Genomic DNA, 11,082 nt, shown 5'->3' on the forward strand with positions numbered 1-11,082 from the left:
GCTGGCGCTGCTGCTCAACAGCGTGCTCAGCAAGCGGGTCCGGGTGACGGTGCAGTCGATCGTCTACCTGCCGCACTTCTTCTCGTGGGTGCTCGTCGTCTCCATCTTCCAGCAGATCCTCGGCGGTGCCGGGCTGCTCAACCACCTGCTGCGCTCGGCCGGGTTCGAGCCGGTCGACATCGTCACCAACCCCGACGCGTTCCTCTTCCTCGTCACCGCGCAGGCGGTCTGGAAGGACGCCGGCTGGGGCATCATCGTGTTCCTCGCCGCGCTGGCCGCCGTGGACCCCGCGCTCTACGAGGCGGCCGCCATGGACGGTGCGAACCGGTGGCGGCGGATGTGGCACATCACGCTGCCGGCGCTGAGGTCCGTCATCGTCCTGCTGCTCATCCTGCGCCTGGGCGACGCCCTGACGGTGGGCTTCGAGCAGCTCATCCTCCAGCGCGACGCCGTGGGCCAGGACGTCGCGGAGGTCCTCGACACGTTCGTGTACTACCGCGGCGTGCGCAACGGCGACTGGAGCTACGCGGCGGCGGCCGGCCTCGTGAAGGGCCTCGTCAGCCTGGTGCTGGTGCTCGCGGCCAACAAGGTCGCGCACCTCTTCGGCGAGCAGGGGGTGTATTCGAGGTCATGAGCAGCACCGAGAAGCAGGCCGTCGACGGGTCCGCACGGGTCGCCGGCAGCGGCCCCGCGCCCGCGGACCTCACGCGGCCCCTCGTGTCCGGGGAGCTGCGGCAGCGCAACTCCTCCCGGCCGGTCTGGGACGAGGAACCCGGCGCGGCCGGCAAGGCCGCCAAGGGCGTCGCCCTCGTGGCGATCTGCGCGGCCGTCCTCGTCCCGCTGTGGACGGTCGTCCTCACCAGCCTGTCCTCGCAGGCCACCATCACCCGTGCCGGTGGGCTCGTCATCGTGCCGGGGGAGCTGACCCTCGACGCCTACCGGCAGGTCCTCAGCGGCGGGGTGGTGACCCGCGCCGTGCTCGTGAGCATCGGCGTCACCACCGTCGGCACCGCGCTCAGCATGCTGGTGTCCGTGCTCGCCGCCTACGGCCTGTCCCGGCCCGGCTCCCTCGGGCACCGCGCCATCCTCTTCACGTTCCTCGTCACGATGTTCTTCGGCGCCGGGATGATCCCGACCTACCTGCTCGTGAGCAGCCTCGGCCTCATCAACAGCTGGTGGTCGCTGGTCCTGCCCACCGCGGTCTCGGCGTTCAACGTCCTGCTGCTGCGCGGGTTCTTCATGGGGATCGACACCGGCATCCTGGAGGCGGCGCGCATCGACGGGGCCAGCGACTGGCGGATCCTCGGGCAGATCGTGCTGCCGATGTCGCGGGCCGTGCTGGCCGTCATCTCGCTCTTCTACGCCGTCGGCTACTGGAACGCCTACTTCAACGCCACCCTCTACATCAACGACTTCGACAAGATGCCGCTGCAGGTGGTGCTGCAGTCCTTCGTGCTGCAGGGCGTCAACGTCCCCGGTCAGCTCGACGTGGGTTCCGGGCAGGTCGCGAGCCTCGCGGTGCAGATGGCCGTCGTCGTCATCGCGATCGTGCCGGTCCTGGTGGTCTACCCGTTCATCCAGCGGCACTTCGCCTCCGGCGTGCTCATCGGCGCCGTGAAGGGCTGACCCGCCGCGTCCCGGCACGACCGCCCCGCCGCGGTGGGGCGGTCGTGCCGCGGTCGGTGAGGGTCGCCGGCACCAACCTCGTCTCCGGCGCCACCGACCCCTCCAGGCGCGCCATCACCATGTCCACCGCCGCCGTCCCCACCTCGAGGGAGGGCAGGTCGATCGACGTGGGCCGGCCGGGCAGGTGCTGGGAGGCGTCGGCGGCCTCGATGGAGACCACCGACACGTCCTGCGGCACCCGGGTGCCCTCCTCGGCCAGCACCGCCAGCACCGACGGCAGCGCGCCCTCGTTGTGCACCACCAGACCGGTCAGGTCCGGGACCTCGGCGCGCACCGCGGCCAGCGCCGCGCGCGCACCCGGCAGCGACGCCTCCACCGGGCTCATCGCACCCGCCACGCCGGCCGCGGCCACCGCCGCGCGGAACCCGTCGCGCACCCGCACCGCGTAGCCGGCGCGCCGGGCCACGGCGTCGGGGGAGGAACCCACGAACCCGATGCCGCGGTGGCCGAGGGCGGCGAGGTGCTCCACCGCCGTGCCGACCGCGCCCCCGAAGTCGAAGTCGACGCAGCTCAGCCCCCTGGGGTCGCGCGGCACGCCGATCAGGACGGTCGGGCGGCCCAGCCGGGCCAGGACGTCCACCCGCGGGTCGTCGAGCTCGATGTCCATGACGATGAGCGCGTCCACCAGGGAACCACCGGTGACGCGCTCCAGGCCCGTCGTCTCGTCCTGGGTGAGCAGCAGCACGTCGTGGTCGTGGCGCCGGGCGCGCGTCGCCACCGCCCCCACGAAATCCATGATGACGTTGACGTCGGCGGACTGCCGCAGCGGCACCATGAGCGCCAGCACGTTCGTGCGGCTGGACGCCAGGGCGCGCGCCCCCGCGTGCGGTCGGTACCCCAGCTGCTCGATGGCCCGCTCCACCCGCGCGCGGGTGGCGGCGGAGATCGACCGCTTCCCGCTGAGGACGTACGACACCGTGCTGGCGGAGACGCCGGCGGCCTCGGCGACGTCGTTGATGGTGGGCACTGCGGTCCTCCTCACCTCGTACGGGTGCAGCTTAGGTGTGGCTCGCGCCGGGGGAGCCCGCCGCGAGCGGCCCACCGAGGGCGCCGGCGGCCTCGACGGGCTCGCCGGCCGGGCAGCGCAGCAGCACCGGGGCGCCGGTGCGGCGCACCAGCACGTCGGTGTCCTGCTGCGCCCGCAGCGACGCGGACACCAGGCGCCCGTCCCGCCAGGTGAGGTCCACCGCGACGCCGCCGCGGGCGCGCAGACCGCGCACCGCGCCGCGGTGCCACGCCGCGGGCAGCGCGGGCAGCAGGTCCAGGTGGACCGGGGCGCCCGGCCCCTCCCAGCGGCTCTGCAGCAGCAGCTCCGCGACCCCGGCGGTGAACCCGAGGTTGCCGTCCAGCTGGAACGGCGGGTGCGCCGACCACAGGTTCGGGTACACCCCGCCGCGGTGCCCGGCGCCGCCGGCGGCGGGGCGCAGCAGCATCCGCACCAGCTCGGCGGCGTGCTCGGGCTGGCGCAGCCGCGCGCGCAGGGCCAGTTTCCACGCCAGCGACCACCCGGTGGACTCGGCCCCGCGCAGGTCCAGGGTGCGGGCCACCGCCGCGCGCAGCTGCGCGTGGTCGCGCAGCTGCGCCGCGTCCAGCGGGAACAGCCCCACCAGGTGCGAGACGTGCCGGTGGTGCGGTTCGGCGTCGGCGACGTCCTCGGCCCACTCCGCCAGCCGCCCCTGCGCGTCCACCCGGTGCGGGGGCAGCGCGGCGGTCGCCGCCAGCAGCTCGCCCACCCACGGCTCGTCGCGGCCCAGCGCCGCGGCCGCCTCGGCGCACCCGGCCGCCAGGGCGTGCAGCAGGGCCACGTCCGCGGTGGTCGACGTCGTGGCCGCCGCGGGGGCGCCGTCGGCGGCGACGTAGTGGTTCTCCGGGGACGTCGACGGGCTCGTCAGGGCGCGGCCCGCGCCGTCGCGCACGATCCAGTCGAGGCAGAACGACGCCGCGCCGCGCAGCAGCGGCCAGGCGCGGCGCAGCAGCAGCAGGCGCTGCTCGCCGGTGCTGAAGCGGGCGGCCTCCAGCAGGTGGGTGCACAGCCACGGCCCGGCCATCGGCCAGTTCGCCCAGGCGGCGTCACCGCCGCCGTCGCCCACGGCCGCGCTGTGCCCCCAGGCGTCGGAGTTGTGGTGCGCGACCCAGCCGCGGGCGCCGTAGACGGCTGCGGCGGTGCGCGTCCCCTGCGCGGCGAGCACGTCGAGGAAGTCGTGCAGGGGCTCGGCGCACTCGGGCAGGGCCGTGGTGTGCACCGGCCAGTACGCCATCTGCAGGTTGATGTTCAGCGTGTAGTTCGAGCTCCACGGCGGCTGCAGCTGCCGGTTCCAGATGCCCTGCAGGGTGGCGGGCAGCCCGCCGGGGCGGGAGGAGGCGATGAGCAGGTAGCGGCCGTGGTGGAAGGCCAGCGCGGCCAGCGCGGGGTCCTCGCGCCCGGCGGCGCAGGCGGCGACGCGGTCGGGCAGGGTGCCGCCTGCCGGGACCGGTGCGCCCGGCAGCCGCAGCTCCACCCGCCGGTAGAGGTCGCGGTGGTCGGCGAGCTGGTCGCGGCGCACGGCGTCCAGGCCCCGCGCGCGGGCAGCGCGGACGCGGGCGGTGAGCCGGGCGGTGAGCTCGGCGGGGGTGCGCGTGCCGGTGCCGTCGCCGCTGCTGGAGGGTGGTGGCTGCGTGGACGCGGTCGCCACCACGAGGGTCGTGGTGCGGGCGCCGCGCAGCAGCACCCCGTCCGGGGTGGGTTCGGGTCTGCCGTCGGTGCTGACGTGCACGGCGCAGCCGGTCCAGCGCGCCTCGGGCTGCGCCGGGTCGGGGTAGCGCACCGGGTCCGGCGCGCCGGCGTGCGCGGGTGCCACGTCGGCGGGCAGCAGCCAGGTGGCGGTGAGCAGCGCCCCGGTGAGGTCGCTGGTGGCCGCCGGGTGGGGGCCGGCCAGCCGCAGCCGCACGTCCGCGGGGACCCCGGCGCGGACCTCGTGCACGAGGACGTGGTCGGGGTGGCTGACCCACGTGCGGTGCTCGACCGCCCCGCCCGCCCCCGGGCCGGCCAGGCCGCGCAGGGCGTAGCGGGTGGTGGCGGTCGCGCTGTCCAGGTCGAGGACGCGCTCGACGTCGCCGTCACCCGCCTCGCCGCCGGGGAGGCCCACCGCCACGTCGAGGTCGGCCAGCGGCTGGAACGCCTGCGTCCACGGCGACTGCAGCCGCAGCAGGTGCCGCTCGGCGTCCCGGACCGCGCCGGACGCCAGCGCCCGCCGGGCGTCGGCGAGCGCGGCGGGGCCGTCGACGGTGCGCGCCTCGGCCCGTGCCGGGGACCAGGGGCCGCCGGACCACGCGGTGGTGTCGTTGAGGGACAGCAGTTCCCCGCCGGCCCGGCCCGCGCAGCCGGCTCCCAGCAGGCCGTTGCCGACGGGCAGCGACTCCTCCCAGGTGCGGGCGGGGCCGCGCAGCCGCAGGACGTGCTCGGCCGCGGGTTCCCCGTCCCGCGCCCCGGTGGGACCCCCGGGCAGTTCCCCCGCCTGTTCCTCCGACACGAGCGCCTCCCGAACCGTCTGCGAGCGCCGCGGGACCCGTGGGCCACCCGGGCGGTGGTCGCCGCTGCTGGACACCGCCGCGGCCGGGAACTAGCGTAGTTGAAGCGCTTCGACAGTGGTGTCGCCCGCGCAGATCACCAGGAGGTGGCATGAGCCCGCGCACGCCTGCGCCCGCCGCCGCCGGAGCGCGGCGGCTCACGCACCACGCGGGCCGCCCACCCCGGCTGCGGTTCGGCGGTGACTACAACCCCGAGCAGTGGGACCCGTCCGTCTGGCCCCAGGACGCCCGGCTCATGCGCGAGGCGGGCGTCGACCTCGTCACCGTCGGCGTCTTCAGCTGGGCGCAGCTCGAACCCTCCCCCGGGGAGCGGAACTTCGGCTGGCTGGACCGCGTGCTCGACCTGCTGGGCGAGCACGGCGTCGACGTCGACCTCGCCACCCCGACGGCCTCCCCGCCGCCGTGGCTGGGGCACCGCTTCCCCGAAACCCTCCCGGTGGACGCGGACGGCCGCACCCTCACCTACGGCTCGCGCAACCAGTTCTGCCCCTGCTCGCCGCGCTACCGCGAGGCCGCCCTGGCCATCACCACCGACCTCGCCGAGCGCTACCACGACCACCCCGCGGTGGTGATGTGGCACGTCGGCAACGAGCTGGGCCAGTGGTGCCACTGCGACCTCGCCGCCGCGGGGTTCCGCACCTGGCTGCAGCGCCGCCACGGCGACCTCGACGGGCTCAACGCCGCCTGGGGCACCGCCTTCTGGAGCCAGCGCTACGACGACTGGGACGAGGTCATCCCCCCGCGCGCCGCGCCCTACCTGCACAACCCCGCGCAGTCGCTGGACTTCCGCCGGTTCCGCTCCGACGCGCTGCGGGACCTGTTCCGCGCCGAGCGCGACGCGATCCGCGCCCGCACCGACGCACCCGTCACCACGAACTTCATGGGGTTCTTCCACCACGTCGACTACTGGTCCTTCGCCGGGGAGGTCGACGTCGTCGCCGACGACCACTACGTCGACCCGGCCGACGCCCGCTCCCCGGCGCGGGCCGCGCTCACCCACGACCTCGTCCGCTCCCTCGGCGGCGGCGAGCCGTGGGTCCTCATGGAGCAGGCCGCGGGTGCCGTGAACTGGCGCCCGCACAACGTGCCCAAACCGGCCGGCGCGATGCAGCTGGACTCGCTGCGCGCCGTGGCGCGGGGCGCGGACGCGGTGTGCTTCTTCCAGTGGCGGCAGTCGCGCGCGGGGGCGGAGCGGTTCCACTCCGCGATGCTGCCGCACGCGGGGCCCGACACCCGCCTGCACGCCGAGGTGCGCGAGCTGGGGGCCGCCCTGCAGCGGCTGGGCCGGGTGGCCGGGGCCCGGGTCGACGCGCGGGTGGCGCTGCTGCACGACTGGCCGAGCTGGTGGGCCTGCGAGGAACCCGCCCGGCCCAGCGACCGGCTGCGGGTGCTCGACGTGCTCCTGTCCCACTACGAACCGCTGTTCGCCCGCGGCGTGGCCGTGGACGTGCTGGGCCCCGCCTGCGACCTCGACGGGTACGACCTGCTCGTGCTGCCCAACCTCTACCTGCTGGAGCACGACCTCGCCGAGCGGCTGCAGCGGTTCGTCACCGGCGGCGGGACCCTCCTGGTGGGCCCGTTCTCCGGGGTGGCCGACGCCGACGCCCGCATCCGGGAGGGCCGGTTCCCGGCGCTGCTGCGCGACCTGCTCGGCGCGTCCGGCGAGGAGTGGGTCCCGCTCGCCGCGCCCTCGGCGTGCACGTCGGCGCAGTTCGGCGACTTCCACGTCGACACCTGGGCCGAGCGGCTGCGCAGCGACGGGGCGCAGGTGCTCGCCGAGCACGCCGCGGGCGACCTGGCCGGGGTCCCCGCCGTCACCCGCCGCGCCGTCGGGAGCGGCAGCGCCTGGTACTGCTCCGTGCTGCTGCCGCCCGCCGTGCTGTCGCAGGTGCTCGGCCGCTGCCTCGACGAGGCCGGGGTGGGCGGTGCGCTGCCCGGACCCCCGCCGCCCGGCGTGGAGGTGGTGCGCCGCGGCGACGTGCTCTTCGTGCTCAACCCCGGCGAGGAGGAGGTGCACCTGGCGCTGCCCGGGCGGCACACCGACCTGCTCACCGGGGACACCCTCGACGGTGCCACCGTCCTCGCGCCCCGCCGGGGCCTCGCTCTCGTGGAGGAGACGCAGTGAAGTTCACCGACGGCTACTGGCTGATGCGGCCGGGGTTCAGCGCGCTGCGCCCCAAGGGCGTGGAGGAGGTGACGACCGACGGGCGCACCCTCACCGTCCACGCCCCCACCAAGCGGCTCGCCGACCGCGGCGACACCCTCAACCTGCCGGTCGTCACGGTCACGTACTCCTCGCCGGCCCCCGACGTCATCGGCGTCACCATCGAGCACTTCAGGGGCGCGCTCGACCGCGGTCCGCACGTCGAGATCGCGCAGCAGCCCGTCGACGTCGACGTCAGCGTGTCCGAGGCCGAGGCCGTCCTCACCAGCGGAGGCCTCAGCGTCCACGTCGACCGCACCGGCCCGTGGTCGGTGGAGTTCCGCGCCGGCGGCCGCGTCCTGACCCGCTCGGGGGAGCGCAGCATCGGCGTCGTCACCGACGCGGCGGGGCGCACCTTCGTCCACGAGCAGCTCGAGCAGGCCGTCGGCGAGCACGTGTACGGCCTCGGGGAGCGCTTCGGTGCCTTCGTGAAGAACGGGCAGCCCGTCGACGTCTGGAACGAGGACGGCGGCACCGCCAGCGAGCAGGCGTACAAGAACGTGCCGTTCTACCTCACCGACGCCGGCTACGGGGTGTTCGTCGCCCACCGCGAGCGGGTCTCCTTCGAGCTCGGCTCGGAAGCCGTCTCCCGCAACCAGTTCTCCGTCGAGGGCCAGCGGCTGACGTACTACGTCGTCCACGGCCCCACCCCCAAGGACGTGCTGCGCCGCTACACCGCCCTCACCGGCCGGCCCGCGCGGGTGCCGGCGTGGTCGATGGGGCTGTGGTTGTCCACGTCCTTCACCACGCGGTACGACGAGGCGACCGTCACGTCGTTCGTCGACGGCATGGCCGAGCGCGACATCCCGCTGTCGGTGTTCCACTTCGACTGCTTCTGGATGCGGCAGTTCCACTGGTGCGACTTCGTGTGGGACCCGGCGACCTTCCCGGACCCGGAGGGGATGATCGCCCGGCTCACGGCGAGAGGGCTGCGCATCAGCCTGTGGATCAACCCGTACGTCGCACAGCGCTCCCACCTGTTCGACGAGGGCCGCGAGCGCGGCTACCTCGTGCGCCGCGCCGACGGCAGCGTGTGGCAGTGGGACCTGTGGCAGGCCGGCATGGCCCTGGTGGACCTCACCAACCCCGAGGCCGTGGAGTGGTGGTGCGGCAAGCTGGAGGCGCTGCTCGACCAGGGCGTCGACGCGTTCAAGACCGACTTCGGCGAGCGCATCCCCACCGACGTCGTCTGGCACGACGGCTCCGACCCCCAGCGGATGCACAACCACTACGCCCACCTCTACAACGAGGCCGTGTTCCGGCTGCTGGAGCGCGAGCGCGGCCGGGACGAAGCCGTCGTGTTCGCCCGCGCCGCCACCGCCGGCGGCCAGCAGTTCCCCGTGCACTGGGGCGGGGACTGCGAGTCGACGTTCGCGGCGATGGCGGAGTCGCTGCGCGGCGGGCTGTCGCTGGCCTGCTCCGGCTTCGGCTACTGGAGCCACGACATCGGCGGCTTCGAGGGGGTGCCGGACCCGGCGGTGTTCAAGCGCTGGGTCGCGTTCGGGTTGCTGTCCTCGCACTCGCGGCTGCACGGCTCCGGCTCCTACCGGGTGCCGTGGGCGTTCGACGAGGAGGCCGTGGACGTGCTGCGGCAGTTCACGAAGCTGAAGATGCGGCTCATGCCGTACCTCGTGCAGGCGGCCGAGGAGGCCGCGGCCGAGGGGGTGCCGGTGATGCGCCCGATGGTCCTGGAGTTCCCCGACGACCCGACCGCGGCGTTCTGCGACCGGCAGTACATGCTCGGCCCGGACCTGCTCGTGGCGCCGGTGCTGTCCGCCGACGGGCGGGTGACGTACTACGTGCCGGAGGGCACGTGGACGGACTTCCGCACCGGTGAGGAGATCACCGGTGGGCGCTGGGTCACCCAGGTCCACGGCTTCGACAGCGTGCCGCTGCTGGTGCGCCCCGGCGCCGTGGTCCCGGTGGGCGCGGAGGACTCCCGGCCGGAGTACGACTGGAACGACGACGTGGAGCTGCGCGTCTTCGCCCCCGCGGAGGGGCGGTCGCGGCGGGTGTGCGTGCCGGCGCGGGGCGGTGCACCGGCGGCGGTGTTCGAGGTCACCACCCGCGGCGGCGTCACGGGCGCCCGCCTCGTCGCGGGCGCGTCGACGGGCTGGACGGTCACGGTCGTGGGGGCGGGCGGCGGCGCGGACGGCGACGGGCGGGCGGCGGACGGGTGGCCTGAGCGGGTGGCCTGAGCGGGTGGCCTGAGCGGGTGGCCCGAGCGGGTGGCCCGAGCGGCTCCACCTGCAGCTCGTGCGCACCGCTACGGTTCGACCGCCCGGCGAGCGCCGAGCAGCAGGGACACCGGCATCGCCACCTCGGGCGCAGGCCGGTGTCGGTGGACGTGCGAGGAGCAGGCATGCAGGCAGGGACGTTGCGCCGCGGCGCGACCGCGGTGGCGGCAGCGGCTGCGACGATCGTGGCAGCGGCGGTGATGGCGGGTCCGGCGAGCGCCCACCACGTCGGTGACGTGGACTGCGGTGACTTCCGTTACCAGGAGGACGCGCAGGCGCACCTGATCGCCCACCCGGGCGACCCGGACCGCCTGGACGACGACGGCGACGGCCAGGCGTGCGAATCGCTGCCACGGCGCCCCACCTCGCCGCCCGCCCCGACGACGCCACCGCCGTGCGGTGTGCAGGGCGCGATCGCCGACCGCTGGAACCAACTCGGTGCCGCCGCCGGCGTCCTGGGCCGCAACACCACCTGCGAGCTGACCGCCGCCCGTGACGACGGCCGCTACACGGACTTCGAGGGTGGCTCGATCTACTGGTCGGCGCGGTCGGGCGCGTGGGAGGTCCGCGGCGCCATCGAGGACCGCTGGTCGCAGGTGGGCTCGGAGACGTCCTGGCTCGCGTTCCCCGTCACGGGAGAACTCGCGTTGCACGGCGGTGCGTTCGAGCGGTTCCAGGGCGGCAGCGTCTACTGGTCGCCTGCCACCGGTGCGCAGGCGGTGCGCGGGCTCATCCGCGACAAGTGGGGCACCGTCGGTTGGGAGGCAGGGTTCCTGGGCTACCCGACCACGACCGAGGCGGTCCTGCCGGGCGGAGCGTTCAACCACTTCCAGGGTGGCTCGGTCTACTGGAGTCCCCGGCACGGTGCCCACGTCGTCCGTGGCGCCATCCGCGACGCGTGGCAGCAGCAGGGCTGGGAGACCGGGCGCCTGGGCTACCCCACCTCCGACGAGCACGACGTCCCGGGCGGCAGGCGCAGCGACTTCGAAGGCGGCTCCATCACGTGGACGCCCGACCGGGGGGCGGTCGTCACCTACACCGCCTGAGCGGCCGCGGCACCCCCTCGCGCCGCGCCGCGCCGGCGGGCGCAGGATGGCCCGGTGCGGAGCGCTGCGAAGACCACCCGATGACGGCACCCCCCTGGCGGACCCTGCTGGCCGTCTACGCACCGGCCGCGCTGTTCAGCGTCAGCCAGGGCGCGGTGCTGCCGGTGCTGGCGCTGTCGGCGCGCTCCCTCGGCGCGTCGGTCGCCACGGCGGCGGGCGTGGTGGCGCTGCTCGGCATCGGGCAGGTCGCGGGCGCGCTGCCGACCGGGGCGGTCGTCGCCCGGGTGAGGGAGCGCCGCGCGATGCTGGCGGCGGTGCTGCTCACGGGTGCCGCGCTGCCGCT

At 75.2% G+C, this 11,082-nt stretch carries 7 protein-coding genes and 1 pseudogene; 6 read left to right on the plus strand and 2 right to left on the minus strand.

The genetic code is table 11. The features are described from left to right. Both ABEB16_RS11445 and ABEB16_RS11450 read left to right on the plus strand, forming a co-directional pair. A partial coding sequence (locus tag ABEB16_RS11445; RefSeq protein ID WP_345712379.1) for an ABC transporter permease subunit occupies positions 1–634 on the plus strand: 634 nt, incomplete at its 5' end. Next, the gene (locus tag ABEB16_RS11450) at positions 631–1,626 is read left to right on the plus strand and encodes a carbohydrate ABC transporter permease (RefSeq protein ID WP_345712380.1); all 996 of its coding nucleotides are present in this window, start codon (positions 631–633) and stop codon (positions 1,624–1,626) included. The genes ABEB16_RS11445 and ABEB16_RS11450, both read left to right, overlap by 4 nt. Here ABEB16_RS11450 and ABEB16_RS11455 read toward each other — a convergent pair. Both ABEB16_RS11455 and ABEB16_RS11460 read right to left on the minus strand, forming a co-directional pair. Continuing rightward, entirely contained in the window at positions 1,604–2,653 is a 1,050-nt protein-coding gene (locus ABEB16_RS11455) for a LacI family DNA-binding transcriptional regulator (RefSeq protein WP_345712381.1), read from the minus strand. The genes ABEB16_RS11450 and ABEB16_RS11455 overlap by 23 nt on opposite strands. Positions 2,654–2,684: 31 nt before the next feature. Continuing rightward, the gene (locus tag ABEB16_RS11460) at positions 2,685–5,195 is read right to left on the minus strand and encodes a glycosyl hydrolase family 95 catalytic domain-containing protein (RefSeq protein WP_345712382.1); all 2,511 of its coding nucleotides are present in this window, start codon (positions 5,193–5,195) and stop codon (positions 2,685–2,687) included. 149 nt (positions 5,196–5,344) lie between these two features. Between ABEB16_RS11460 and ABEB16_RS11465 the strand changes: the two genes are divergently transcribed. The 4 genes and pseudogenes from ABEB16_RS11465 to ABEB16_RS11480 form a co-directional block, all read left to right on the plus strand. Then, positions 5,345–7,378: a beta-galactosidase gene (locus ABEB16_RS11465; protein WP_345712383.1), complete on the plus strand. Its 2,034-nt coding sequence runs from the start codon at positions 5,345–5,347 to the stop codon at positions 7,376–7,378. Further along, the gene (gene yicI, locus ABEB16_RS11470) at positions 7,375–9,654 is read left to right on the plus strand and encodes an alpha-xylosidase (protein WP_345712384.1); all 2,280 of its coding nucleotides are present in this window, start codon (positions 7,375–7,377) and stop codon (positions 9,652–9,654) included. The genes ABEB16_RS11465 and yicI overlap by 4 nt, the downstream gene beginning before the upstream one ends. A gap of 164 nt (positions 9,655–9,818) precedes the next feature. Further along, positions 9,819–10,739: an LGFP repeat-containing protein gene (locus ABEB16_RS11475; RefSeq protein ID WP_345712385.1), complete on the plus strand. Its 921-nt coding sequence runs from the start codon at positions 9,819–9,821 to the stop codon at positions 10,737–10,739. 80 nt (positions 10,740–10,819) lie between these two features. Further along, a pseudogene (locus tag ABEB16_RS11480) lies at positions 10,820–11,082 on the plus strand (MFS transporter); the annotation flags it as partial.

The sequence above is a fragment of the Kineococcus glutinatus genome (assembly GCF_039542765.1).
Lineage (GTDB): Bacteria > Actinomycetota > Actinomycetes > Actinomycetales > Kineococcaceae > Kineococcus_A > Kineococcus_A glutinatus.

Excerpts from the sequence above, each read along its gene's own strand:
- ABEB16_RS11465 (WP_345712383.1), top strand. The coding sequence starts at position 5,345 with ATGAGCCCGCGCACGCCTGCGCCCGCCGCCGCCGGAGCGCGGCGGCTC.
- ABEB16_RS11475 (WP_345712385.1), top strand. The coding sequence starts at position 9,819 with ATGCAGGCAGGGACGTTGCGCCGCGGCGCGACCGCGGTGGCGGCAGCG.
- ABEB16_RS11450 (WP_345712380.1), top strand. The coding sequence starts at position 631 with ATGAGCAGCACCGAGAAGCAGGCCGTCGACGGGTCCGCACGGGTCGCC.